21 protein-coding genes are annotated in these 26,591 nt (G+C 65.8%); 10 read left to right on the plus strand and 11 right to left on the minus strand.

What is annotated here, in order from left to right; all coding sequences use genetic code 11:
* The first annotated feature begins 347 nt into the window (after positions 1-347).
* The 3 genes from J7396_RS06875 to J7396_RS06885 all read left to right on the plus strand — a co-directional run bounded on the left by J7396_RS06875 (position 348) and on the right by J7396_RS06885 (position 7,132).
* Positions 348-2,450: a M13-type metalloendopeptidase gene (locus J7396_RS06875; protein WP_029819769.1), complete on the plus strand. Its 2,103-nt coding sequence runs from the start codon at positions 348-350 to the stop codon at positions 2,448-2,450.
* Between the two features lie 385 nt (positions 2,451-2,835).
* Positions 2,836-4,932: a M13 family metallopeptidase gene (locus J7396_RS06880; protein WP_209261208.1), complete on the plus strand. Its 2,097-nt coding sequence runs from the start codon at positions 2,836-2,838 to the stop codon at positions 4,930-4,932.
* A 184-nt stretch (positions 4,933-5,116) separates the two neighbouring features.
* Entirely contained in the window at positions 5,117-7,132 is a 2,016-nt protein-coding gene (locus J7396_RS06885) for a M13 family metallopeptidase (RefSeq protein WP_209261209.1), read from the plus strand.
* Between the two features lie 208 nt (positions 7,133-7,340).
* Here the strand turns inward: J7396_RS06885 and J7396_RS06890 are convergent, their stop codons facing one another.
* From J7396_RS06890 to J7396_RS06915, 6 genes are all read right to left on the minus strand, one after another.
* Positions 7,341-8,036, minus strand: a complete 696-nt coding sequence (locus J7396_RS06890) for a rhomboid family intramembrane serine protease (RefSeq protein WP_014090553.1) — start codon at positions 8,034-8,036, stop codon at positions 7,341-7,343.
* Positions 8,037-8,076: 40 nt separating this feature from the next.
* The gene (locus J7396_RS06895; protein WP_033478907.1) at positions 8,077-8,484 is read right to left on the minus strand and encodes an MGMT family protein; all 408 of its coding nucleotides are present in this window, start codon (positions 8,482-8,484) and stop codon (positions 8,077-8,079) included.
* 408 nt (positions 8,485-8,892) lie between these two features.
* Positions 8,893-10,263, minus strand: coding sequence for a glutathione-disulfide reductase (gorA, locus tag J7396_RS06900; RefSeq protein ID WP_065628209.1), 1,371 nt, complete (start codon positions 10,261-10,263; stop codon positions 8,893-8,895).
* A complete protein-coding gene (locus tag J7396_RS06905; RefSeq protein ID WP_209261210.1) occupies positions 10,260-11,510 on the minus strand; it encodes an FAD-dependent oxidoreductase in 1,251 nt (416 codons plus the stop codon). The genes gorA and J7396_RS06905 overlap by 4 nt, the downstream gene beginning before the upstream one ends.
* A gap of 7 nt (positions 11,511-11,517) precedes the next feature.
* Positions 11,518-12,762, minus strand: coding sequence for a DUF418 domain-containing protein (locus tag J7396_RS06910; RefSeq protein ID WP_209261211.1), 1,245 nt, complete (start codon positions 12,760-12,762; stop codon positions 11,518-11,520).
* A 228-nt stretch (positions 12,763-12,990) separates the two neighbouring features.
* The gene (locus tag J7396_RS06915) at positions 12,991-13,470 is read right to left on the minus strand and encodes a peptidylprolyl isomerase (protein ID WP_014090558.1); all 480 of its coding nucleotides are present in this window, start codon (positions 13,468-13,470) and stop codon (positions 12,991-12,993) included.
* Positions 13,471-13,579: 109 nt separating this feature from the next.
* Between J7396_RS06915 and J7396_RS06920 the strand changes: the two genes are divergently transcribed.
* Together J7396_RS06920 and J7396_RS06925 are read left to right on the plus strand one after the other, a co-directional pair.
* Positions 13,580-14,122 (plus strand): C40 family peptidase, encoded by a 543-nt coding sequence (locus J7396_RS06920; RefSeq protein ID WP_011347978.1) that lies wholly within the window; start codon positions 13,580-13,582, stop codon positions 14,120-14,122.
* A 109-nt stretch (positions 14,123-14,231) separates the two neighbouring features.
* Positions 14,232-14,981, plus strand: coding sequence for a C40 family peptidase (locus tag J7396_RS06925; RefSeq protein WP_017168813.1), 750 nt, complete (start codon positions 14,232-14,234; stop codon positions 14,979-14,981).
* A gap of 199 nt (positions 14,982-15,180) precedes the next feature.
* Here J7396_RS06925 and J7396_RS06930 read toward each other — a convergent pair whose 3' ends face one another.
* The 3 genes from J7396_RS06930 to J7396_RS06940 form a co-directional block, all read right to left on the minus strand.
* Positions 15,181-15,672 carry an acyl-CoA thioesterase gene (locus tag J7396_RS06930; RefSeq protein ID WP_014090559.1) on the minus strand — a complete coding sequence of 164 codons (492 nt, stop codon included), beginning with the start codon at positions 15,670-15,672 and terminating at the stop codon, positions 15,181-15,183.
* A 248-nt stretch (positions 15,673-15,920) separates the two neighbouring features.
* A complete protein-coding gene (locus J7396_RS06935) occupies positions 15,921-16,757 on the minus strand; it encodes a class I SAM-dependent methyltransferase (RefSeq protein WP_209261212.1) in 837 nt (278 codons plus the stop codon).
* Between the two features lie 9 nt (positions 16,758-16,766).
* Positions 16,767-18,107, minus strand: coding sequence for a dicarboxylate/amino acid:cation symporter (locus J7396_RS06940; RefSeq protein WP_014090560.1), 1,341 nt, complete (start codon positions 18,105-18,107; stop codon positions 16,767-16,769).
* Positions 18,108-18,250: 143 nt separating this feature from the next.
* Between J7396_RS06940 and J7396_RS06945 the strand changes: the two genes are divergently transcribed.
* The 5 genes from J7396_RS06945 (at position 18,251) to J7396_RS06965 (ending at position 24,349) form a co-directional block, all read left to right on the plus strand.
* Complete coding sequence (locus J7396_RS06945) at positions 18,251-19,957, plus strand: alkaline phosphatase (RefSeq protein ID WP_071117675.1); 1,707 nt, start codon at positions 18,251-18,253, stop codon at positions 19,955-19,957.
* Between the two features lie 369 nt (positions 19,958-20,326).
* The gene (tilS, locus tag J7396_RS06950; RefSeq protein WP_209261213.1) at positions 20,327-21,631 is read left to right on the plus strand and encodes a tRNA lysidine(34) synthetase TilS; all 1,305 of its coding nucleotides are present in this window, start codon (positions 20,327-20,329) and stop codon (positions 21,629-21,631) included.
* Between the two features lie 31 nt (positions 21,632-21,662).
* On the plus strand, positions 21,663-21,923 hold the full coding sequence (locus J7396_RS06955; RefSeq protein WP_003486852.1) for an exodeoxyribonuclease VII small subunit: 261 nt from the start codon (positions 21,663-21,665) through the stop codon (positions 21,921-21,923).
* Position 21,924: 1 nt separating this feature from the next.
* Entirely contained in the window at positions 21,925-22,800 is an 876-nt protein-coding gene (locus J7396_RS06960) for a polyprenyl synthetase family protein (RefSeq protein WP_014090564.1), read from the plus strand.
* Positions 22,801-23,260: 460 nt separating this feature from the next.
* Entirely contained in the window at positions 23,261-24,349 is a 1,089-nt protein-coding gene (locus tag J7396_RS06965) for a M35 family metallo-endopeptidase (RefSeq protein WP_011347989.1), read from the plus strand.
* A gap of 69 nt (positions 24,350-24,418) precedes the next feature.
* Here J7396_RS06965 and J7396_RS06970 read toward each other — a convergent pair whose 3' ends face one another.
* Together J7396_RS06970 and pmbA are read right to left on the minus strand one after the other, a co-directional pair.
* Positions 24,419-24,880 carry a DUF4870 domain-containing protein gene (locus J7396_RS06970; protein WP_031423388.1) on the minus strand — a complete coding sequence of 154 codons (462 nt, stop codon included), beginning with the start codon at positions 24,878-24,880 and terminating at the stop codon, positions 24,419-24,421.
* Between the two features lie 326 nt (positions 24,881-25,206).
* Complete coding sequence (pmbA, locus tag J7396_RS06975) at positions 25,207-26,574, minus strand: metalloprotease PmbA (protein WP_209261214.1); 1,368 nt, start codon at positions 26,572-26,574, stop codon at positions 25,207-25,209.
* Positions 26,575-26,591: the final 17 nt, after the last annotated feature.

Genomic DNA, 26,591 nt, shown 5'->3' on the forward strand with positions numbered 1-26,591 from the left:
GTGGTAGGCGAAGAACGGTCGCTGCACAGTGCCGCTAGTGGTTGCCAGCAAGTGCCCCGCTGGGTGATTCGGGGGTGACCACGCCGACACCTCCAGCCGACAGCTGCAGGTTGTGTGACATCGACAGTACCGCCGTTGCCTACTGGCCATGGCGGGCCGGCTCACTGGATGTTCGGTACCCCCGCGCCCCAAAAGCTGGTGCCTCGCCCGGCCCTCTACGCCCCGCACCCATGACCTTCGACACCATGCCATCCGGCTGGCGAGGCGTAGAGTGCCGGCCACGGCCCCGGCGACGGGGCTTCCCATCGATGCTTCCGGAGTCCTTTGTGATTCGTACACCTCATTTATTGACGCTGACCCTGGCCGTGGCAACCGCCCTGAGCGGTTGCAAGAAGTCCGAAGACACCGCACCTGCTGCCCCTGCGGGCGACACCGCGGCCACTACCCCGGCAGCGCCCAAGACGCTGACCCTGGACCAGAGCAAGCTGCCGGCAGTGAACCAGTTCACCGCGGCCGACCTAGACCCCAACAGCAACGCCTGTACCGATCTGAACGCCTACGCCAATGCCAAGTTCCTGGCCGCCAACCCGGTGCCGAGCGACCGCACCAGCTGGGGCGCGTTCGAGATGCTCGACGAGCGCTCCAATGCGATCCAGCGGCAGTTGGTGGAACAGGCCGCAGCCGACGGCAAGGCCACCGGTGTGGAAAAGATCGTCGGCGACCTGTGGTCGACCGGCATGGACGAAGCCAAGATCAACGCGCAGGGCATCGAGCCGCTGAAGCCGGAACTGGCCGCCATCGACGCGATCAGCGACCAGGCCAAGCTGGTGGACTACCTGCGCAGCAGCGCGGCCAAGGGCAACAACGTCCTTTTCGGCTTCGGCGCCGAAGCGGACTTCAAGAAGTCCAGCCAGAACATCGCCTATGCCATGCAGGGAGGCCTGGGCCTGCCGGACCCGGAGTACTACACCAGCCCCGCCAACAAGGCCAAGCTGGAGGCCTACCAGGCGCACATCGCCAAGGTGCTGGAGCTGTCGGGCGTGGCCGCGGCCGATGCCGCCGCGCAGGCCAAGCAAGTGGTCGCGTTCGAAACCCGCCTGGCCAAGGTGTCCAAGACCAGCACCGAGCTGTCGCGCGACGCCTCGCTGGCCTACAACCCGATCTCCCCCGCCGAGGCCGACAAGCTGACCCCGAACTGGTCGTGGACCGAGTTCTTCAAGTCGCAGGGCGTGGCCACACCGGAGATGTTCTCGCTGGCGATCCCCGCCTTCCATCAGGAAGTGAGCAAGATGATCGCCGACACCGACCCGACGATCTGGCGCGCGTACCTGCGCTTCCACACCGTCGATGGCGCTTCGCCGTTCCTGAGCCAGCCGTTCGTCGATGAGAACTTCGCGTTCTACAACAAGACCATGCGCGGCCAGAAGGAAATCAAGCCGCGTTGGAAGCGCGTGCTGGCCACCATCAACGGCCAGGCCGGCGAAGCGCTGGGCCAGCTGTACGTCAAGGTTGCCTTCCCGGCCGATTCCAAGGCCAAGATGGAAACCCTGGTGACCAATCTGCGTACCGCGCTCAAGGCCCGCATCGAAAAGCTGGACTGGATGAGCCCGGAGACCAAGACCAAGGCCATCGCCAAGTGGGAAAGCTTCACGCCCAAGATCGGCTACCCGGAAAAGTGGCGTGAGTGGAACGGCCTGAGCACCGGCCGCGACAGCTACCTGGGCAACGTGATGGCCGCGCAGGAATTCAACTACAAGTGGAACCTGTCCAAGATCGGCAAGCCGGTGGACAAGACCGAATGGAGCATGAGCCCGCAGACGGTCAACGCCTACTACAACCCGCTGCAAAACGAGATCGTGTTCCCGGCCGCCATCCTGCAGCCGCCGTTCTTCGACCCGAATGCGCCGGAGGAAATGAACTACGGCGGCATCGGTGCAGTGATCGGCCATGAGATGACCCACGGTTACGACGACCAGGGCAGCCGCTTCGGCGCCGATGGCAACTTCATCCCCGATCCGGGTTGGTGGACGCAGAAGGACCTGGACGCGTTCAAGGCACGCACCGGCAAGCTGGTGGCGCAGTTCGACGGCTACCGCACGCCGGCCGGCGACAAGGTCAAGGGCGACCTGACCCTGGGCGAAAACATCGCCGACCTGGGTGGCCTGAACACCGCCTACGACGCCATGAAGGCCGCCACTGCCGGCAAGGACGACCCCAAGACCGACGGCATCACCCGCGACCAGCGCTTCTTCCTCAACTGGGCCACGGTGTGGCGTCGCAACTTCACCCCGGAAGAACTGGCCGTACGCCTGAAGACCGACCCGCATGCACCGGCGAACTTCCGCGCCATCGGCGCACCGTCGAACATGCCGGCCTTCGCCGCCGCGTTCTCGTGCAAGGCGGGCGATGCGATGGTGCGTCAGGGCGACAAGCAGGTCGTGATCTGGTAATTGCGCAAGCGCGGTAAAACCACGGGCGGCCATCGAAAGATGGCCGCCCGTTTTCGTTGTGCACCCCGTATTTGCCGCAGTGTCTTTCTCCAAATCCGCCAGCCGGCACCAATAACCGAGGCAGGCCATGCTCCTGCAGTGGATGATCTTTCCTGCACGCACGCGCTGCCAGACCGATGCCGACCAACGGGTAGAACGCGCATCCCGCTGCGACGCCGTCGCTGCGCTGGCCACAAGCGCAGGCTACGCAAGACCCGCAAGCACCAGCTGCAATGCGGTGCGATCTGCAATCGCGCCTGCATGCAAGCCTCAACAAAACTCAACGCACGCGCCCCCTGGTGATGGGTCCGCTTATGCTCGGCGTTTATCCCAGCCACTGGCGCCCATGTCACACACCAAGACCTCCACGCTTGCCCTTGCCCTGCTGGTCGCCCTGGCAGGCTGCCAACGCGAAGCGCAAACCAGCAGCAGGCCGGAAAAAACCGCGACCTCGGCACCTGCAGCGACAGCGGACGCGAAACCTGCTTTCGACATCGGCGAACTGGATGCAGCTACCAACGCGTGCCAGAACCTGGACGATTTCGTCAATGGCCGTTGGAAAAAAGCCAATCCCATCCCGGCCGACCGCACCAGTTGGGGGGTCTCCGACGTGCTCGTGGAGAACAGCCTGACCACCCAACGCCAGATTGCCGAAGACGCCGCAAGGCAGGCGGACACCCAAACCAATCCTGTCGCCCACAAGATCGGCATGCTGTATGCCTCGGGCATGGATGAAGCGGCCATCGAAGCGGCCGGCGACCGGCCGATCAAGCCACAGCTCGACGCCATCGCCGCGCTGACCTCAGGCAAGGAGGTTGCCGATTACATCACGCATCGTTTTGCCGAAGGCGATGCGCAGGTGTTCGATTTCGGCGCACGTGCGGACTTCAAACATGCCGACAGGCAGATCGGGTTCGCGCAGGAAGGTGGACTGGGCCTGCCGACCAAGGAGTACTACGTCTCTCCCGAATACGCGCCCATTCGCGAGGCATATCTGGCTTACATCGCCAAATCCTTCGAGCTCACCGGCAGCACCGCAGACGCCGCCAAGGCACAGGCGAGCGAGGTCCTGGCGCTCGAAACACGGCTGGCCGCGGCCTCGCTCACACGCACCGAGGCGCGTGACCCCAGGAACCAGTATCACTTCGTCAGCACGGCCGAGGCCGACAAACTCACGCCGCACTTTGCATGGAGCAATTTCTTTGCCGTGCAAGGCATCGACAGCGGTACCGGCTTTTCCCTGTCGCAGCCGCGGTTCTTCGCCGAATTCGATCGTCAGCTGGCGAACGCGCCGATCGCACAATGGCAGGCCTATCTGCGCTTCCACACCATCGACGACGCCTCCAAGCAGCTCAGCAAGGCCTTCGTCGACAACAACTTCGCGTTCTATGGCAAAACGCTGTCCGGGCAACCCGAACAGCAGCCGCGTTGGAAGCGCGTATTACGCACGGTCAACGGCGCAATGGGCGAAGGGCTGGGGCAGCTCTACGTCGCCAAGGTGTTCACGCCGGAAGCCAAACAGCGTGCCAGCGACTTGGTGGACAACGTGCGTGTTGCGCTCAAGGCGCGCATCGAGAACGTCGACTGGATGAGCCCCGAAACCAAGGCCAAGGCCATCGCCAAGTGGCAAACATTCCTGCCCAAAATCGGCTATCCCGACACCTGGCGCGACTGGTCGGGGCTGGAAATCGTGCCTGGCGCGTATTACCGCAACCTGCAGGCAGCAGCGAAATTCAATTATCACTACGACATCGCCCAGATCGGTAAGCCCACCGACCGGATGCGCTGGCAGATGACCCCGCAGACGGTCAATGCGTATTACGACCCCAGCACCAATTCCATCAATTTCCCTGCCGGAATTCTGCAGCCGCCGTTCTTCGACGCCAGTGCGGACGACGCCTTGAACTACGGCGGCATCGGCGCGGTGATCGGGCACGAAGCCACCCACGGCTTCGACGATGAGGGTCGGCAGTTCGACGGCGCCGGCAACAATGTCGACTGGTGGACACCGCAGGATCGCAAGGCCTTCGAGCAACGTGCCGAGCGACTGGTCAAACAGTTCGATGCCTACGTGCCGCTGCCCGACCACCCCACGGTGCACGTCAATGGCAGGCTCAGCCTGGGCGAAAACATCGCCGACCTGGGCGGTACCAACGTCGCCTACGATGCGTTGCAGGCAGATCTGCGCGCGCATCCGGAACGCGCCGTCGCGATCGACGGCTACAGCCCGGATCAACGCTTCTTCCTGAACTATGCACGCAGCTGGCGTGGGCAGACGCGCGAACAGCAGCAGCTGGTCTACCTGGCAAGCGACCCCCATGCGCCCGACAACCTGCGCGCCATTGCCCCGCCCTCGAACATGCCCTCCTTCGCCAAGGCATTTTCCTGCAAGGCCGGCGATGCGATGGTGCGGCCAGAAAAAGACCGTGTGGTGATCTGGTAAGCCGGCACAGGCGACGGCTGCAAGCGCTTCCAACACGGTGGCACCCGGTACAGGCTCGCACGCGCGGGCCTGTCGCATTAATGCAAGCGGCCGGCACCGAACACGAACCGGTGCGCGCGCCTGCCTGCGCGGCACGCAGCCTTGCTAAACTCCGCCGACTTCAATCTGGCCACCCTTCTTCTCGATGCCCACCATTCGTCCGCTTGCCCTCGCTCTTGGCTTCAGCCTGATCTCGCTGCTGTCCGCCCCCGACGCCGACGCCGCTCGCAAGAAGAAGGCCGCAGCGCCCAAGGCTCCGGCCGTCTCGGCGGCCTGCACCAATTTCTACGACTACGCCAACGCCAGCTGGCTCAAGGCCAACCCCGTGCCGCAGGCCGGCGCCGTCACCGCGCTGGGTCAATTGTCCGAGCGCGCCCTGCAGCAGCAGCGCGAGTTGCTCGATGCATCGATGAAGTCCCCGCAGGGCAACGTGCAGAAGCTGCTCGGCGATTTCTGGGCCAGCGGCCTGGACGAAGCGGCTGTGGAGAAGGACGGCTCCAATCCGATCGCCCCCCTGCTCTCGCGCATCGACGCGATCAAGAAGGCCAAGGATGTGCCCGCTTCCATCGCCGCGTTGCATCAGGTCGGTATTCCGGTCGGCTTCAATTTCGGCCCGGACGTGGACCTGAAGGCGCTCGATCGCCATATCGGCTACTTCATGCAGGGCGGCATGGGCCTGCCCGACCCGGCCTTCTACACCCGCACCGACGCCGACACCCAGGCGCTGATGGGCCGCTACCGCGCGTACGTCAAGCAGATCCTGGCGCTGACCGGCACCGCTGCCGACAAGCTCGACGCCGACGCCGCCTCCGTGCTGCAGATCGAAACCGCGCTGGCGCGTAGCGCGCAGTCGGTGCAGGGCATCAACAACCCGTTCAACAACTACGCACCGATCGCCACCAAGGAACTGGGCAAGCAGTACAAGAACCTGCGCCTGGCCGACTTTCTGGAGGCGCAGGGCGTCAAGGACGACCTGGTGTCGATGGCCGACCCGGCCATGTTCAAGCAACTCGACAGCATGATCGTCAGCATCAAGCCGGACCAATGGAAGGCCTACCTGCGCTGGCGCGTGGGCGATGCGATGGCGCCGTACCTGTCCAAGAGCTTCCACGATGCCGAATACCAGTTCCGTGGCCGTCTGCTGCGTGGCGATGCGGTGCCGCCGCAGCGTTGGCAGCAGGTGCTGGACGCGATCAACGTGGCCGCCGGCCCGATGCTCGGCCGCGAGTACGTGGCGCGTTATCTGAGCAGCGACACCCGTCGCCAGGCCGAAGCCATCGCAGACCAGGTGCGCGATGCACAGCTGGCCGCACTGGAGCGCACCGGTTGGGGCAAAGGCGAGGTGGTGGCCGAAGCCAAGGCCAAGCTGGCCGCGATGAAGATCGAAGTCGGCGCGCCGCGACGCGACCTGGATTACACCGTGCAGCCGATGGGGCGCGGCAGTTTCGGCGGCAATATGCTGATCGCCTCGACCTGGCGCCACCGCGAAGAGATGAAGCGCATCGGCAAGGGCAACGCCGACCGTCGCTGGGACGTGCTGCCGCAACAGCCGGCGGTGGCCTACGACATTGCGCAGAACCGCCTGATCGTCACTGCCGCCGTGTTGCAGGCGCCGGTGTTGACCACCGGCGGCACCCAGGCCGCGCAGTACGGTGCCTACGGTGCGCTGGTCGCACACGAGATCACCCGTGCGATCGATGCCAAGGGCTCGCTGGTCGATGCCAAGGGCGAATTGCGCAGCTGGTGGACGCCGGCCGAAAAGGCGAGCTGGACCATGCTGACCAACAAGGTCGCCGCGCAGTTCTCCGCCTACCCGTACCCGGGCGTGCCCAACGCCAAGGTCAATGGTGCGCAGACCGCCGAAGAGAACCTGGCCGATCTGGCCGGCGTCGAATTGGCCTGGCAGGCGTTCAGCAAGGCGCAGCCGGCAGCCACCGAGGCCGACAAGCAGGCCTTCTTCACCGCCTGGGCCGGGCTGTGGGCACAGCAGTTGTCGCCCAACGAGGCGGTGCAGCGCGCAAGCGCCGACATCCGCGCACCGGGCCAGTGGCGCACCAATGGCCCGCTCTCGAACCTGCCCGAGTTCGGTGCAGCGTTCAGCTGCAAGGCCGGCCAGCCGATGCAGCGCGTGGATGCCGAGCAGTTGAAGATCTGGCGCTGAGTCAGGCGCCAGCAAGTCGCTGGCAATCAGCACGCAGTGGCAGGCAATAAAAAAGAGCGCGGACTCCGCGCTCTTTTTTTGTGCCTGGCATTTCGCCCATCCGTTGCTTACCTCAACGCGCTCTTCGTAGGGGCGGCCCGGCCGAGATGAAGCCTTGCCGGTAAAACCCCATCGCGGCCAGGGTCGCTCCTACGGAGCAGCGTGGATCTCAACGCACCACGCGCAACGGCGGCTTGCGCTTCCCGCCGCCCTTCCTTCCGCCGCTGCCGCCGAATGGCGACTGGCCGCGCCAGTAGCGGATCATCAGCCAGCCGAACAGCATGCCGCCCAGATGCGCGAAGTGGGCCACGCCAGGCTGCCAACCGGTCGCCCCGAGCAGTAACTCGATCGCGCCGAACACGATCACGAAGGTCCGCGCCTTCATTGGAATCGGCGGGAACAGCAGCATCACGCGCTGATTGGGGAACAGCATTCCGTAAGCCAGCAGCAAACCGAACACGCCGCCCGATGCGCCGACGACCGGCGCACCGCTTTGCGTGAACCAGGCCATCAGCAACTGGCACAGGCCGGCGCCGGCGACGCACACGAGGTAGTAGGTGAGAAAGCGCTTCTGGCCCCAGGTCTGTTCCAACGGCGCGCCGAACATGAAGAGCGCCAGCATGTTGAAAAATAGATGGTTGAAGCCGCCATGCAGGAATGCGTAGGTCAGCAGCTGCCAGGGCATGAAGCTGGCACCCGGCGAAAACGCATCGAAGCCGTTGGACAGCGGCCACAACATCAGCCACGACAACACGCTGTCCGATGGCAACACGCCAGCGCCCAGGTCGCCCACCGCCCATTGCAGCAGGAACAAGCCGATGTTGGCGATCAGTAATGCTTTGGTGACGGGCGGCAATTGAGGCATGGCGGCTTCCTTCGGAATGCTGCCGATGATAACGGCAGGCTTATGAAGGTCCCCACACGGCCGCATCCAGCCGCTGCGCGGCGCTGGCCCGGCGCACACGGCCACGTTCCACCTGGACGCCCTCGTCGCGCAGGCGCTGGCATTGCTCGCGGTAGCCTGCCGAGCCTTCGGGCAAGGCAATCCGGCCGTCGCTGCGCAATACGCGGTGCCAGGGCAGCTGCGGGTCGTCGTTGCCGCTGAGCACGCGTGCCACCAGTCGCGCACGGCCCGGCAGGCCCGCGCGCCGGGCAACTTCCCCATAACCGGCGACCTCGCCCACGGGAATTGCGCCGATCGCCTGAAGAATCCGCAGCCGCGCCTGCTCGCCGGACCGTGACGCGCCCTTGGAGCCTGCGCGCGCAGGCGGGCTGGCGCTGCCGCGCGGTGTTGGATGGCGAGATGTGGGCATCGCACAAGCATGCCAGCTGATGAGCGTGCGTGTGCGGATCGCCCTGCACGCGAGGGGAAAGTTGCAAGCCCTCTCCTCCCGGGAGAGGGCTTGAGGTGCGGGCGCAGCAAAGCAAACCGCCGAGGACACGCAATCAGTCGTCGTTTGTTCGTGGATAAAGGTACAACCAAGCTTGAACATCAGGTCGCGTTGGATCGATGCGTCGCTTGTACCAGACCCTCACCCCAACCCTCTCCCACAGGGACAGAAGCTCGGTCCATTCTTCCATCGAGACACTGGGGGACCAGGTGGCGCGCAGCGCCGGATGAGGCTACGGCTGCCACTGGCTATCCCAGCCTGGCATTGATCAAGGCATCGCCTCATGCGCCGCCACGCGGCAACCCACCGTCGATGGCGACAGCGCCCCCCTCAATGCATCAACACAATCTCTTCAGACGAAGTGGGATGAATCGCCACGGTCTCCTCGAAGTCCCGCTTGGTCGCGCCCATCTTCACCGCCACCGCAAAGCCTTGCAGCATTTCGTCGGCGCTCTCACCCAGCAGATGGACACCGACCACACGTTCCTCCTCGCCCACGCACACCAGCTTGAACAGACTGCGCTGCGGCGCGTCGGCCAGCGCGTGCAGCATCGGGCGGAAATTGCTGCGGTACACGCGCACCGCACCGTTGTACCGTGCACGCGCCTGTTCTTCGGTGAGCCCGACATTGCCAAGCGGCGGGTGCGAAAACACCACGCTGGGCACGTTTTCGTAGTCCATGCGCGCATCCGGTTGGTGACCGAACAGGCGATCCATCAGCTTGCGCCCTGCCGCAATCGCCACCGGCGTCAGTCCGACCTTGCCGCCCACATCGCCGATGGCGTGAATATTCGGCACGTTGGTGGTCTGCCCGTCGTCCACCACCACTTCGCCCTTGTCACCAAGCGCAACGCCCACTGTGTCCAGACCCAGCCCGGCGGTATTGGCGCGGCGACCCACCGCAAAAAACACCTTGTCGAAGACGTCGTTGCCCTGCTCACGCGGATGCACGCAATGACCATGCACGCGCAACGCACCGTGCAGATCGCGCTCCAATGCGGTGGTGGTGAAACCGAAGTGCAGCCGCACGCCCAGATGGCGCAGGTTGTCGGCCAACTGCAAGGTCAGCTCCGCATCGAAGCGCTCCAGCAAGCGCTCGCCCTGCACGAACAGATGCACGCGGCTTCCCAGGGCCTGCAGCAGCCCGGCGATTTCCACCGCGATATAGCCACCGCCGACAATCGCGACCCGCTCGGGCGCATGGCAGAGATTGAAGAAATCGTCGGAGACTTCGCCATGTTCTGCGCCCTCCACGTCCGGGCGTAGCGGGTGTGCGCCGGTGGCGATCACGATGTGCTCGGCGGTCACCGGTACGCCGTCGCTGCCCATGACGGTATGGCGGTCCTGCAATACGCCGCGTTGCGGGATCAGGACCACGCCATCTTCGTTGAGGCGGCGTCGATAGCTGGCGTGGATGTTGGAGATGTACCCCTGCCGATGCGTGACCAGCTCCTGCCAGGCCAGCGTCGGGCGCGGCACATCGAATCCCAGCGCGCTGGCCAACTCGATCTTGCCGGCCAGATCGGCTGCCAGCCACATCGCCTTCTTCGGCACGCAACCGAGATTGACGCAGGTGCCGCCCAGTTCGTCGGGCTCCATGATCGCCACGCGCGCGCCATGTTTTGCTGCGCGAAATCCAGCCGCGAGGCCGCCGGAGCCGCCCCCCAGAATCACCACGTCGTAGTCGTAACGCGCACTCATGCGAAACGCTCCGCCCGGTAAGGATGCGGGTCCAGCGCGGGTGCGCGGCCCGTGATCAGGTCGGCCATCAATTGTCCGCTTGCAGTGCTCATGCTGATGCCGAGCATGCCATGCCCGGCTGCGAGCCAGACGTGAGGATGGCCCGGCACCGCGCCCAGGACCGGCACGTCGTCCCAGGTCATCGGCCGCCATCCGTACCAGCGATCGATCACCGCAGGCCCGCATGGCGCCTGCAGATATTCGGCCGCTGCACGCTCCAACGCAGCCAGGCGTGTGGCATTGAGCTGCGTATCGCGCCCGGAAAACTCCATCGTGCTGCCGATGCGCAGGCGGTCGCGCCACGGCACCACGAACACCCAGCGGTCCTTCAACACCACCGGGCGGCGCGGCATCAGATGCGGCGCGCTGTAGGTAATCGAATAGCCCTTGCCGGCCTGCACCGGCAGGCGCAAACCGAGTTGCGCCGCCAGCACCGGCGACCATGGCCCGGTTGCGATCACCACTTCGCGCGCAGGGCGCTTGCCGTGCTCGGTCTGCACGCAGCTGCCAGCTCCATCGGGCACGATTGCCTGCACGCGGCAGTGCGCATCGATCACCACGCCACGTGCGCGCAGCACCCTCGCAAGCTCCGCGGTGTACTGCTCCGGGCGCAGATGGGCATCGCCCGGGAAGTGGATCGCACCGGCGATCCCATCGCGAAATGCGGGATCCTGGCGTACGTAGTCCGCACCATCGATGACCTCTGCCCGGATCCCCCACTGCGCCAGCAGCGCGCATTCGTCGCGGTATTGCGCAAAGCGGCGCGCATCGCCGAACACGTAATCCAGCCCGTCGTTACGAAACTCGCACTCCAACCCGTACCGCGCCACCCACGCGTCGAAGCGCTGCCGCGCGTCGTGCAACAACGCCGCGCGCGCCTGTGCACTGGCCTGCCAATCGCGTGAATTGCAGCGCCGCGCAAAACGCAGCAGCCAGCGCCACAACCCCGGATCCAGACGTGGCGGGATATACAGCGGCGCGTCCGGGGTGAACATCCATTTCAGTGCCTGCGCAATCATGCCGGGCGCCGCCAGCGGCGGTGCATGGCTTGGCGTGATGGTGCCGCAATTGCCGTAGGAGGTCGCCGCACCGGGCGCACCGGCATCGAGCACGCGCACCTGCCGGCCCGCTTCGACCAGTGCCAGCGCGGTGGCCAGGCCAATCGCGCCCGCACCGATCACCACCACATCATCGCGGCTGCCGTGCATGCAGGCGCTACCCGGCGCGCCCAGCGCCACGCCACATCGGCGGCATCTGCAGATAGGTCGCGCTGCGCCATAGCCATTCCATCGGCCCGAAGCGGAACCAGTGCAGCCAGCACCGGCTCAGCTGCACCTGCAGCGCGAACAGTGCCAGCGCGAACGGCAGTTGCCACACCCGCGGCAGCTGTTCGAAATAGCCCAGCCCGTAGCCGTAGAAGATGCCGGTGCAGACCAGCGATTGCAGCAGATAATTGCTCAATGCCATTCGCCCCGCCGGCGCAAGCCATGCCAGACGCGGTGCCAGGCGCACCACCCATGCGGCGTAGCCCAGGCACATCAACGGCCCTGCAATCAGCGACAGCGCGAAGGCGCCGGACAGGCGCAGGTCCAGCCGCGCCGGATCGATCCACGGCTCCAATGCATAACTTGCCAGCATCACGCCCAGCCCGAGCGGCAACACGCCATGGCGCAGCGTCGCAAACAAACGGGGGAAGCGCTCGGGCGCGGCGATCGCACCGCTGCGCACGAACCAGCTACCGAACAGGAACATGCCGAGCATGGCCGGGCCATTGATGCTGAGCCCGGTCATCGCCTGCTGAAAGTCATGCCAGCGCTGCACCGTCGCCTGCAGGTAGGTGCCGCTGGCGAATGCGGCGCGCTGCGCCTGCACATTCGCCAGCGCCTGCTGCGCGGCGTCGGCCATCGCCGCTTTCCACTGCACCGTCGCGGCAGGATCGGCCTGCGCCAACTCGCCTGCCACCCCATACAGCAGGGTCAGCCCGGGTGCGCACAGGTACACCAACGCAGCGAACCACGGCAGCGTCACGGTCGGCACGTTGCGCGCACTGAGCAGCAGCAACGCCAGCAGGGCATAGGTCACCAGGACATCGCCGGACCACACCAGCAGCGCGTGGGCAAGCCCGATCACCAACAGCCCGAGGGTGCGGCGCAGATACAGGCCGAAGAACGCGCGCCCGGCCTGTGCGGCGCGCTGCGCCATCACCGCAAAGCCCATGCCGAACAACAGCGAAAACAGCGTGTAGAACTTGCCTTGCACGAACACGTAAACCAGCGCATCGGCAACCCGGTCGGCGCCATGCCAATGCGGCTCCACTCCGGTCATGGCCAGATCGAGCGGCCCGACAAAGGCTTCGATGTTCATCAGCAGAATGCCCAGCAGCGCCACGCCGCGCAGGACATCCAGCACGACGATGCGCTCGGTCGCAGCAATGGGAAGCAGCACGTCGCGGGATGTCATCACGGCTCAGGCAACCAGATACGGCGGCGCGCGCCGCAGAATGCAAACGGCCCGCCGATGGGGCGGGCCGTCAGGAACAGCAATCATGCACGCGCCGCGGCAAACCGCACGGATGGGCCGACATGCGCGTGGACTGCATGCGCCAGCGCAGCGCCGGATGACCGGCCCACGTCAGTGGCGCGCAGGCGTCGCACCCGTCCAACCGCCATACGAGCGCGTGCCCCACCCTTAGTGGTGATGACCGCCGTCGCCGTGCACATGGCCGTGGTCGCGTTCTTCTGCGGTGGCTTCACGCACTTCGACGATCTCCACGTCGAAATGCAGATCCTTGCCGGCCATGGGGTGATTGAGGTCCACATCGACCACGCTCATGCCGACTTTCTGCACCGTCACTGCGCGCGGGCCGAAGTTGGTCTGCAGCACGACCTGGGTGCCGGGCACCAGCTTGGTGGCGCCGAAATGCTTCTTGGGCACGCGCTGGCTCAGGCCTTCGCGGTATTCGCCGTAGGCGTCGGCGGCCTTGACGTCCACGCCGAAGCTCTCGCCGGCCTCCTTCCCCATCATGGCCGCTTCCAGGCCCGGGATGATGTTGCCGTGGCCGATCATGATCGCCAACGGGTCACGCTCCTTGGAGCTCTCGATCGGCTCCTGGCCGATCTCCGAAACGGTGTAATGGAAGCGGACGACGCTGTCTTTTTCGATCTTCATGCCTGGCTCTGAATGGGCTGCCCGGTGGCAGACGGTTGAGGACGGCTTGTCGGCCGCCGGGTGCGCCGCCATCATGGCGACCTTTCGAACCGCCCATTATCCCGGCTCCATGCATATCACGCCAGTTTTCGCCGCCCGCGCCCGTTGCGCCGCGGCCAGCCTGTTGCTGGGCCTGCTGCTCCTGGGGGGCTGTTCGTCGCACACGCCGGTTCAGCGCCCGGCCGCGCCACCGCCGACAACGCGCGTGTGGCCGCAGGTAACGCCAGCCGACCCGGCCGCCGCCAACAACATCCTGATGCGCGCGCTGGGGTTGGTGGGCACCCCGTACCGGTTCGGCGGCAACACGCCAGAGACCGGGTTCGACTGCAGCGGGCTGGTCACCTATGTTTACCGGGATGTATTGGCCCTGGCGCTACCGCGCACCTCCCGCGAACTGGCCGCAATTCAGGGCCCGCGCATCCCGCCCGAGCGACTTGCCACCGGCGATCTGGTGTTTTTTGGCTCCGGCGGCAACGTGACCCACGTCGGCATTTATGTCGGTGAAGGCCGCTTCGTGCATGCCCCTACCACGGGCGGTACGGTCCGCCTGGATTTCCTTGATGGAGCTTACTGGCGTGACCATTATTCAGGTTCGAAGCGGGTTTTACACTGAAATGTGACGTAGATCACAAGTCATAAAACGGAAAGTTAACTTTTTTTGAACGTAACGATTCTTTCACCAGGGCATCATCTCGCATCGACAGCAGAACTGTGATTCCCGCGTGACGAACGACGAACAGATCAAAACTGGCGCCGCACCGCTTCCGCCCAGGAAACCGCTCCGCCTGCTATGCGCCACCGCTCTCTTGATTGCAGCACTTCCCGCATTCGCGCAGACCGCCAGCAGCACGCCATCCGCTCCGCAGACGACCACGCCTGACAGCGCCGTCGCCGCCGAGAAAGCCGCAACCCGCAGCCGCGCTGACGCCGCTGCCACTGCAACACTGGCCGCCCTGCTTCCGCATCTGGCTGCCAACGATGCCATTCCGCTGATGGACCGCTCGGCAATGTTCGCCGGCGATCTCAGCCGCCTGCTTGCCAACTACGACGTGTCGCAGAGCGCAGCCAATGCGGCCCAGAACGCCGTGGCCGACAGCCGCGTGCAGGTGATCCTGCAGCGCGCCATGGCCCTGCTCGGCACTCCGTATGTCTGGGGCGGCGAGTCCACCGAAGGGTTCGATTGCAGCGGCCTGGTCGGCTATGTGTTCAAGACTGCGCTCGGCATCGACCTGCCGCGCGTCTCGCGCGACATCGCCCGCGACGAATCGGCCGAACTGATCAAGGACCCGAGCGCGCTGAAGGCTGGCGACCTGGTGTTCTTCGGCAAGCGCGGTCGTATCGACCATGTCGGCCTGGTGGTCGGCGACGGCAAGTTCCTGCACGCGCCCAGCCGCGGCAAGGACGTGCGCGTGGATTCGCTGGCGAGCGGCTACTGGAGCGAGAAGTTCATCCAGGCGCGTCGCGTGCTGTAACGCTCGGTTGCCCGGACTCAGTCAAGCAAGGCCGCGACGATCTCGCGGCCTTTTTGTTGTGCGGAACCCGGCCGCGACGTCCGTGTGCGACTGCGCAGCCTCTTGGCGCCTACCGGCCCGCGTGCCAGGCGCACCAGGAGTCACGCTGCCCGCGCCGCATACGCTGTCATCGGGCCAGACGACCTACCCCGTACGCGGCTTACTGCGACGTGTCGGCCTTGTACCGCGCCATGGTGTCCTCGATGCCCTTGCTCAACTCCATCACCTTGAGCGCATATTCGGCCAGGCGTTGATCTTCCGGGGTGTCGGGCCGCCAGGACGGCACTTCGACCGGGGTGACCCCGTCCGGGTCCATCGCCACGAACACGATGATGCAATGCGTGCACAGGCGCGAGTCGCCTCCCATCGGACTGCGCGCGCGTACGTCGATGGCCAAATGCATGCTGCTGCGGCCGGTGTAGACCAGCTTGGCCGACACCGCCACCAGATCGCCGATGCGCACCGGCGCCACGAACCGGATGCCGCCCACCGCCACGGTGACGCAGTAATGCCCGCTCCAACCGCTGGCGGCGGCAAAACCAACCTGGTCGATCCACTTCATCACCACGCCGCCATGCACCTTGCCGCCGAAGTTGACGTCGCTGGGCTCGGCCAGAAAACGAAATGTCAGATCACGCTGTTGGCCAATCACCGCCCGCCCTCGTCAATGGATGAGCTGGAAGTGTGCCATGTGGTTGAAGCTCGTCGTACCCGCGACGCGATGGCCATACCGGTCGACGTGAGCGCCTACGAACATCGGCCGGCACACCCCTCGTTGCCATTGCTGTCCATCAGCGAGTGCCGGATGCCTTGAAATTCACATGCGAGCGTGAGCAGCGTCATCGCCAGATCGCCCGACGCACACTGCCCGGCGTCATCAGACAACACCCACAAGCACACTCAACCGCCAAGCACCCCAGGGTTGTCCCGCTTGCGCAGACACAGCCATGGGAAATGTGGCTGCGACACGCTGAGCGCCTTTCGCGCACAGGCACTCCAACAACGCGGGTCGAACAACCACTGCACCGCAAAGCGCTCGAACGTCGCGTAGGTATGCTGGTGGTAATGCGCGGCCAGCTCCGGGACGCCCAGCTCGGTGAAGTAGCGCAGGCTGCGTGCGGCACTCTCCTGGCCGCGTTGCGGCGTGGCGTAGAGCGGGCTATCGAGAATATGCAGCTCGCCATCCTCGCGCAGATGCGCGAGCAAACGCTCGATCAACGCGCCAGGATCAGCAAAATATTGCACGCAGGCGGGTAGCACGATGATGTCGAATACGTCGCGCGGTAGTGCCACGGTCTGGATGTCGCCAGCGATGAAACTCAGGCGCGCAGCATGGCCGAATACGCGTGCGGCCTGGGTGAGCTCGGTGCGATTGACGTCGATGCCGCAGACCTCGCGTTGCAGCGACTTCGCCAGCAAGTGCGATAGCCAGCCATTGCCGCAACCGAGTTCGAGGATGGCGCCCTCGCCGGCATGCGTGTCCAGGTGCTGCACCAGCAAACTGCTCGACAGCGCGCGCACGCGCCATTCCAGCGTTGCCGCCAGTTTTCCGCCCGGACGCGGCAGGCTGCGCACCTGCGCATCGGTGTACAGCCGGCCTTCCTTGCGCCGGATCTCCAGATAGCGCGTCTCGAAGGGGTCGTCGGCCAAGCCGCGCTGCACGAACACGCCATCCATGCGCTGCAGCTCGGGCAGCTGCTGCAGCCGTTCGCGCAGGAGTGGAGATCCGGCACGCATCAAGCCGCCTCAGCGCAGTGGTCTGGCGCTGTCGGCCGGCGGTTCTTCCAGCCCCACATTGGTGGAGGCGGAGTCGTAGATGCGCTTGTCGAGCAGTCCGGTCTCCTTGGCCACCAGCACCGGCACCAGCATCTGCCCGGTGACATTGGTCATGGTGCGCATCATGTCCAGGATGCGGTCGATCGCATACAGGTAGCCAATCACTTCCAGCGGCAGATTGGCCGCACTCAGCACCACCGTCGCCATGATGACGGCCGTGCCCGGTACGCCGGCCGTGCCGAAGCTGCCGAGCACCGAGGCGATCAGCACCACGAAATACTGGTTGGCGGTCAGCGGCACGCCGGTGTATTGCGCGATGAACACCGCGCATAACGCCGGAAAGATCGCGCCGCAGCCATCCATCTTGATGCTGGCGCCCAGCGGTACCGCGAATGCGGCGTAATCCTTGCTGACCCCCAGGTTATGCGTGATCGAACGCATTGCCACCGGCATTGCCGCAAAGCTCGACGAACTGACGAACGCCACCTGCATGCCAGGCGCGGCACCGCGGAAAAACTTCCACGGGTTCAGCCCATGTGCGAGCAACAGGCTGCTGTAGACCACCACAATGTGGATCGCGCAGGCCACATACAGCGCCAGGACGAAATTGCCGAACGGCAGCAGTTTCGAAAAGCCGTAGCTGCCGACCAGGCCAGCGATCAGGCCAAAGGTGCCGAGCGGAGTCATTTCCAGCACGAAGCGCGTCACCTGAATCATGATGTCGCTCATCTGCCCGGTGAGCTTGCGCGCCTCGGCCACCCGCTCGCCGAGCTTGACCATTGCAAAGCCCAGCAACGCGGCGAAGAAGATCACCGGCAGGATCGAGCCACGCCCCGCCGCCAGCACCGTTTCGCCGGCCGCGTTGGTCTTGGTGCCGATGCCGGTCAGTGCGTAGAACGGATTGGACGGCACCACATCCAGCAGCACCTGGACCGGGCTTGGCACATCGCGCGGCTTCCAGGCCGAATCCACGCTCAGACTGAAATGGCCGGCGCCCGGCTGCATGATCGTGCCGACCGCCAGGCCCACGCCCACCGCCAATGCTGCGGTGATGACAAACCATAAAAACGTGCGTCCACCGAGTGCGGCAACCGACTTTTGCCCGTGCAAGGACGAGATCGCATTGATCACCGCGAAGAACACCAGCGGGATGGCGATCATCTTGATCAGCGTGACGTACAGGTCACCCAGCGGACCGAACCACACATCGGCCGCCGGACCCATGGCCCAGCCGACCAGCGCGCCGAGGACGAAGCCGGCCACCACGCGCTGCCAGAACGGAATGCGCAACCAGGCCGCAACCAGTTTCATGTCGTCGAATCTTCCGGGGGGAAAGTGCATGCACCATAGCCCAGGGCTGCCCTGCCCGCGAGACCACCGCTGGAACAGCGCTGTGTCATCGGTGTGACACCACCCAGCGCGGCATAATGGGGATTGATTCAGCCACGAGTTCGATGCCGATGCGTTACCGCCTGCCTACCCTCGCCGCCCTGACCACGCTGTGCGTCGCCGCCTGCGCCTCCACGACCGGCAGCAGCACCTCCGCACCCGCGTCGGTCCGCGTGGAGGTACCGCCGGTGGCGCACCCGGCGGGCGAAACCCCGCAGTGGTGGTACCGCTCGGGCGCCGCCCGTGCCGCCGGCAACGGCGCCATGGCCGGCAAGGCGCGCAACGTGATCCTGTTCCTGGGCGATGGCATGAGCCTGACCACGGTCGCCGCCGCCCGCATCCTGGACGGCCAGCGCAAGGGCGGGCCGGGCGAAGAAAACCTGTTGTCGTGGGAACAATTCCCCGCCACCGCTTTCAGCAAGACCTACAACACCGACTCGCAGACGCCGGATTCGGCCGGCACCATGACCGCGATCACCACCGGCGTGAAGTCGCACATGGGCGCGATCGGGGTCAGCAGCGGCAACCGCAGCGACTGTGCCGACAGCTTGAACAAGGGCCTGCTGAGCTGGCTGCAGCTGGCCGACAGCGCCGGCATGGCCACCGGCATCGTCACCACCACGCGCCTGACCCACGCCACGCCGGCGGCAACCTATGCGCATTCGCCGGACCGCAATTGGGAAAACGACACCGACCTTCCCGAATCGGCCCGTGCTGCCGGCTGCCAGGACATCGCCCAGCAATTGCTCTCCACCGCCCGCTACGGCCGAGGCCCGCAAGTGGTACTGGGCGGAGGACGCAGCCAGTTCCAGAGCGTGCAGGAGCGCGACCCGGAATACGACGACAAGGTGGGCCTGCGCCTGGACGGCCGCGATCTGGTGTCCGAATGGAAACAGGCGCACCCGCAGGGCGCTTATGTCTGGAACGAGCAGCAGTTGCAGGCAGCGTCCGGTGCACCGGCGCTGCTGGGCTTGTTCGAGCCGGACCACATGCAGTTCGACCACGACCGCAACCGCACCCCGCAGGGCGAGCCCAGCCTGACCGAAATGACCCGCACCGCGATCCAGTCGCTGTCGCGCGACCCGAATGGCTTCGTCCTGATGGTCGAAGGCGGCCGTATCGATCACGCCAACCACGCCGGCAATGCCTACCGCGCACTCGACGAAACCGTGTCGCTGTCCGATGCCGTACGCGCTGCCGTGCAGACTGCGCCAGCGGACACGCTGATCATCGTGACTGCCGACCATTCGCACACGCTCAACTTTGTTGGCTACCCGGTGCGCGGCAACCCGATCCTGGGCAAGGTGCGCGGCACCGGCGGCGAAGAAGGCGACCGCAGCCAGCTGGCCACCGACCTGGCCGGCCAGCCATACACCACGCTCAGCTACGCCAACGGTCCCGGCTACACCGGTGCCAGCAATGCGCAGCCGGCCGGCCCCAAGAAATATCCGCACGAACCCAGCAGCAGCGAGCCGGCTGCCGGCCGCCCGGACCTGACCCACGTCGACACCGAGGCCCCCAGCTACATGCAGGAAGCGCTGGTGCCGACCAAATCCGAAAGCCACGGCGGCGAAGATGTCGGCATCTGGGCCACCGGCCCCGGCAGCGCGGCATTCCGCGGCACGCTGGAAGAGAACGTGATCTACCACGTCATCGTCCAGGCCACCCCGCGCTTGCGCGAGCGCCTGTGCAAGGCAGGCACCTGCGATGCCGCCGGCGTGCCGGTGGAATTGCCCAGGCCGGCCACCTTCGAGGCTGCGGTCAAGCGCTGATGCGCGGGCGGCGCTGCGGCGATGGCGGGCGAGCTGGCGCGTGATGCGGTTGCCGCATCGCCGCTCGACCTGCCCGCCTGGCGTCGCCACCGCCATGTGCAATCGCGCCTGCGAACAGCCGCAGTCCCCAGCCGTTGGTGTGGTGCTCGGATGGGCCGTAGCGGAACGATGCGGTGACCGCGCACGGCAGCACGTTGCAGCCCAGACTGCAGCTGCGCACGGTTGTTCGCGCTACGGGGCGCCGGGAACGACGGAATCGTCGATGGGTCCCAGGCAGAGAACACCCCGGGCAGGCGGCCGACACGCAATCACGCAGCAGGGATGGCATCTGCTCGCCGAGCGCGCAGGAGCCGCTGCGAGATTGCGCCTATGCTGACCGGCACCCCGCTCCTGTTGCCAGCCACCCCGCCCGGCCCGGTGCTGCTGGCCTATAGCGGCGGGATGGATTCCAGCGTGCTGCTGCATCTGCTGGCGGCGACGCCACGCTATCGGCACGCAGGATTTCGCGCGCTGCATGTGCATCATGGGCTGCATGCCGATGCCGATGCCTGGGCCGCGCATTGCCAACGCACCTGCGACACGCTGCAGGTGCCGTTGCAGATCGTGCGGGTGCAGGTGGCACGCGACAGCGGTCTTGGGTTGGAAGCGGCAGCACGCCACGCGCGCCATGCGGCGTTCGCGCAGGCGCTCACTGCTGGCGAATGGCTGGCGCTGGCGCACCATCGCGACGACCAGGCGGAAACCTTCCTGCTGCGTGCGCTGCGTGCGTCCGGCCCCGAAGGCCTGGCGGCGATGCGGCCGCAGCGCCCATTCGCCAGCGGCACGCTGTGGCGCCCGATGCTGGCGCACGCCCGCGCCGATCTGCTCGCCTACGCGCATGCGCAAGGCGTGCGCTGGATCGAAGACCCCAGCAATGCCGACCTACGCCATGACCGCAATTTTCTGCGCAGCCAGGTCGTGCCGTTGCTGCAGCAACGCTGGCCGCAAGCACCCGACGCGTTGGCGCGCAGTGCGCAACTGAGCGCCGATGCCAGCGCATTACTGCTGCAGCAGGACATGGCGTTGTTGCCGAGTGTGCGGACCGCAAGCGGCGCGCTGGATCTGCAGGCATTGCGCGCGCACCCCGTGGAACGAAGGGCACGGCTGTTGCGCGCCTGGGTGAGTGCGGCGCACGCGCCGCCGCTGCCTGCGCAAGGCGTGGCCGCACTGGAACGGGAAATCGACAATCACGCTGCAGATCGGCAGGCCTGCTTTGCCTGGCAACAGGTAGAAGTACGCCGCTGGCGCCAGTACCTGTTTCTGCATCGCCACGCTGCGGCCTGGCCGTCGGACTGGCACGCGCAGTGGGACGGCGCAGCGCCCCTGCACCTGCCCGACGGTGCGCAGTTGCGGTTGCTCGGCGCACCCGGGCTGCGCTTTGCGCAACCGCTGCTGGTGCGCGCACGCCAGGGCGGCGAGCGCATCGTGCTGCCGCAGCGCACGCACTCGCACCAACTCAAACACCTGCTGCAGGCGCTGGATCTACCGCCGTGGGAGCGCGGGCGCCTGCCAATCCTGTGGGACGGCACGCAGGTGCTCGCCGCCGGCGACTGCATCATTTCCGCCACCTTGGACGCATGGTTGCAGACCAATGCCGCCGCGCTGCAATGGCGCGCAGCTGCCGACGCGAATTGACCCGCCTGCGCGCGCGCCGCACACTTTAGCGATGGCCAAGAAGTCTTTGAACGAAACGTCCCCGGTTGCCCGCTTCGAACAGTCGCTGGAAGAACTCGAGCAACTGGTGCAGAAGATGGAAGTCGGCGATCTGAGCCTGGAGCAATCGCTCACGGCCTACGAGCGCGGCATCGGGTTGTACCGTGATTGCCAGCAGGCGCTGGAACAGGCCGAACTGCGCGTGCGCTTGTTGACCGACCCCGCCCGCCCCGAGCTTGCCGAAGCCTTCGAACCGCCGTCGCTGGACGGCTGAGGTGAGCTCGGCGCTGTTCGACCACTGGATCGCCCGCACCGAACGCAGCCTGGAGGCCGGCCTGCCGCGCGCCACGCATGCACCGCAGCGCCTGCATGCAGCGATGCGCCATGCCGTGCTGGGCGGGGGCAAGCGCATGCGTCCGCTGCTGGTCTACGCAAGCGGCGCTTTGTTCGGCGCTGCTGAGGATCAGCTCGACACGCCCGCGGTGGCGGTAGAGCTGATTCACGCCTATTCGCTGGTGCACGACGACTTGCCGGCGATGGACGACGACGCGCTGCGGCGCGGCCAGCCCACCGTGCATATCGCCTTCGATGAGGCCACCGCGATTCTGGCCGGCGACGCCTTGCAGACGCGCGCGTTCGAATTACTCGCCACTGCCTCTGCCAGCGCCGAACTGCGCGTCAGCTGGATGCAGAGCCTGGCCACTGCTGCGGGCGCGGCCGGCATGTGCGGCGGCCAGGCGCTGGATATCGATGCGACCGGGCAACTGCAGTCGCTGCAGGATCTGCAACGTATGCATGCGCTCAAGACCGGCGCGTTGATCCGTGCGGCGGTCCGGATGGGCGCACTCACCGGAGGTGCCGCGGCGGCCGACCAGCAGCGTCTGGACGAATTTGCCGACGCCTTGGGCCTGGCCTTCCAGGTGCGCGACGACATCCTGGATGTGGAATCGAGCTCGGCGCAGCTGGGCAAGACCGCCGGCAAGGACGCGGCGCAAGCCAAATCCACCTACCCCGCCCTGCTGGGGATGGATGGCGCCAAGGCGAAGCTGGCCGAGCTGGCCGCGCGCATGCACGACGTCCTGCAGCCCTATGGGCAACCAGGCGAGACGTTGGCCACCTTGGGCCGGTTTGCGGTGAACCGCGCGCACTAGGCGCAGTTGCCAACGCCGCTACACCGCAGCGAGCAGGAACGGCCGATGCCCGAATCGATCTGAAGTTTCCCGCGTGCCGCAATGGCGCGCCGGTGGCTCGCGCAGCCACATCTGGACGATTTGCGACATAAAGCGGACGCGCCGGACACGATTTGCGCACTCCGTGCGCCAGCGCACGGTCAACGTCTGCATCGGGGGCGTGCAAGCGGCGAACTGGGTCACACATTGCAACTTTTCTTGGCTGCGTTTGTGTCATGCGTTGACACATTCGGAGTTGCAGCACATGACCGATCGCACATTTTAAAGCTGAATTGTCGACATCCGTGCTATTTCAGCGGCGTTCATAAGTTCGCTACGAACAAAAATATTCGCAATTGAATACTTGTCGCGTCCGCTCGTCCTGCCTAGGTTTGGCTTGCCCGCATCCGCGGACATCCCCCGATCACACGGAGAGTCACTGGTGAAGAACGTTTTTCTCGCATCGTTTGCAGCAGGCACGCTGGCCGTTGTTGGCGTCCTCGGATCGGCCCAGGCGCAGTCCGTGCGCGGCCCGGTTCCGTTGACCATCGAACTGTCGCCAGTGGCCGACCAGGCTGGGCGTCATCAGGGCAAGATCGCCGTCACCGTCACCAATAACGGCAGCCAGACCGCACGCGTGCCGACGTACCAGCTGCCGCTGAAGTCGCTGGATAACGGCATTCTGGAAGTGAGCCGCGACGGCAAGCCGGTGGACTACACCGGGCGCCTGGTCAAGCGCGGCCTGCCCAAGGCCGCCGATTTCACCATCCTGCAGCCAGGCCAGAGCGTGAAGGGCGAGGTCGATCTGGCCGGCGCCTACGATCTGTCCACCAGCGGCAACTACACCATCCAGGTGCGCTCGGCGCTGCAGTACGCCTCCTTTTCCGACGGCAGCCTGATGAAAGCCGCCAGCGGCGAGCCGGCCGTGGCCACCAGCACCCCGCTCACCGTGTGGCTGGACGGCGTCAACCGTGGCGTACAGCGCCAGCTCGCAGTCGGCCCGACCGCCGTGGTCAACGGCATCAATTACCTCAACTGCAGCACCACCCGCACCAGCCAGATCGCCAGTGCCGTCACTGCCGCGCGCAACTACTCGCAGAACGCGCGCAACTACCTCAATGCCGGCAGCACCGGCGCGCGCTACACCACCTGGTTTGGTGCCTATAACGCCTCGCGCTACAGCCGGGTCAGCTCGAACTTCGTCAACATCGACAATGCGCTGGACCAGAACAACGGCCAGATCACCATCAATTGCGGTTGCACCGACAGTGCCTTCGCGTACGTCTACGCCAATGCACCTTACGAAATCTATGTCTGCAATGCGTTCTGGAGTGCATCGACCACCGGCACCGACTCCAAGGCCGGCACGCTGGTACACGAGATGAGTCACTTCACGGTCGTTGCCGGCACCCAGGATCGCGTCTATGGCCAGTCCGGCGCGCGCAGCCTGGCGATCAGCAACCCGGCGCAGGCCATCACCAACGCCGACAGCCATGAGTATTTCGCCGAAAACACCCCGGCGCAGAACTGATCGCTCCATCGCCTGATACGACAAAGGCCCGGCATCGCTGCCGGGCCTTTGTCGCTTCCACCGCGCCGGTTACTTGATCAGGCGCAGCGCGAACGGGTAACGGTAATGCTCGCCGTTGTTGGCCTTGACAGCGGCCAGGATGCACAGCACCAGGTTGGCAATCCACACCAGCGTCGGCAAGAAGAACAGGATGCCGAACGAGACAATGGTCAGAATGATCGCTGCCACGGTGGCAATGAGCACGGTGATCTGGAAATTCAGCGCTTCCTTGGCTTGATCGGTCGCGAACGGCTTGGACGGGCTGGCGTCCTTGCTGATCAACCAGATCACCAACGCACCGACGAACGAGGTCACGATGCCGAGCAGATGCGCGGCCAGCGCGAGCGTACGCTCCTCCGACGGACTGGTGCTGACCGGTGGCGGTGGCGGTGCGGCGTGCGATTCGAATTCGCTCATCATGTCTCCCCGTGCATGGTTGTGGTGCGGCGGACTATAGCAACGATTCAGCCAGCCACCAGTGCGGAAAGACATGGGTGCGCGGCCCGGCCATGGCTGCAATCGGCCGCGCCATGGCGAAAAAGACCACCCTGCCTTAGTGCGAGCGGGTGCCGCCCACAAGACGCAGAGGGCTTATTCACGCGCGTCGCAAGGTGCGTAGGTAGCGCTCGCACGTCGCGCGCGCCGCCGCAAGATCCATACCCCATTGCGCATATCGCATCGGAGACAGCGGCGGTGACCGTGACCTGCCCGCTTCGGCGTTACGCAGATGCATCGTCAGGTGCGAGCGGCGGCTCGTGAGGCGTGCGCCTACACGACAAGCCGCCCGGAAACCGGCGAAGCCGACACAGCGGTGCCGCTCAGCTGTCGCCTGCCACCGTCATGCGGTTGATCAGCACCGAGCCGATCTTGACGTGCGAGCGCGGGTCGACATCGCTGCCCACCGCTTCGATGCCGGCGAACATGTCGCGCAGATTGCCGGCGATGGTCAGGCCATCGACCGGGTAGGCAATCACGCCGTTTTCGATCCAGAAGCCGCCGGCCCCGCGCGAATAGTCGCCGGTGACGGGATTGACGCCGTTGCCCATCAGTTCGGTGACCAGCAGGCCGCGCGACATGCCGGCAATCATCGACGCCAGATCGCCCGCATTGGCGGTGACCTGCAGGTTGTGGACGCCACCGGCGTTGGCGGTGGTCTGCAGGCCCAGCTTGCGCGCCGAATAGCTGCCCAGCACATAGCGCTGCAGCACACCGTCGCTGATCAGCGCCGAACGCCGCGTCGCCACGCCTTCGCCGTCGAAGGCGGCCGAGCGCAAACCGCGGCGCAGGTGCGGCAGCTCTTCGATGTTGAACCAGTCCGGGAACAACGTGCTGCCGACGCTGTCGAGCAGGAAGCTGGCACGGCGATACAGCGCGCCGCCGGACACCGCGCCGAGCAGGTGGCCGACCAGCGAGCGCGCCACTTCCGGAGCGAACAGCACCGGCAACTGACCGGTGGGCAGCGAACGCGGCTGCAAGCGCGCCACGGTACGCGCGGCGGCATGGCGGCCGATGGCGTCGGGCGCTTCCAGGTCCTCGCGTGCCAGTGCACTGCTGTACCAGCCATCGCGCTGCATGCCGTCGCCCTGCCCGGCGATCAGCGCGCAGCTGATCGAATGATGGGTACCGCGCTCGCGGCCGATGAAACCATGCGAATTGGCGTACACCGACAGGCTGAGCCCGGTGCTGGCCGAGGCGCCGTCGGAGTTGCTGATGCGCGCGTCGGCGTCGCGGCCGGCGGTTTCGCAGGCCAGCGCCAGATCCACGGCGGTATCGGCGTCCAGCGCCCACGGATGCCAGCTGTCCAGCTCGGGGAACTCGCGCGCCATCAACTCCGGGTCGGCCAGGCCGGCAGCCACGTCGTCTTCGGTGAAGCGGGCGATCGCGCAGGCCTGCGCCACGGTGGATTCCAGGCTGGAATCCTGCAGGTCGGCAGTGCTGGCACTGCCCTTGCGCTTGCCGAAGTAGACCGTGACCGCAATGCCACGATCGCGCGTGGATTCGACCGTCTCCACATCGCCCAGCCGCACATTGACGTCCAGGCCGCGCTCTTCGCTGCAGCTGACTTCGGCCTGCGTGGCGCCGGCGGCGCGCGCGCGCTCGAGCAGGCGCTGGGAGATGTCGGTGAGCGCATCCAGGCGCTGCAGGCTGTCGTCGGTGACGCGGATTTCGGAGGAGAGTGCGTTCAATGCTTTATCCTTGGAAA

The organism is Xanthomonas sp. A1809 (assembly GCF_017746015.1).
Taxonomy (GTDB): Bacteria; Pseudomonadota; Gammaproteobacteria; order Xanthomonadales; family Xanthomonadaceae; genus Xanthomonas; species Xanthomonas euvesicatoria.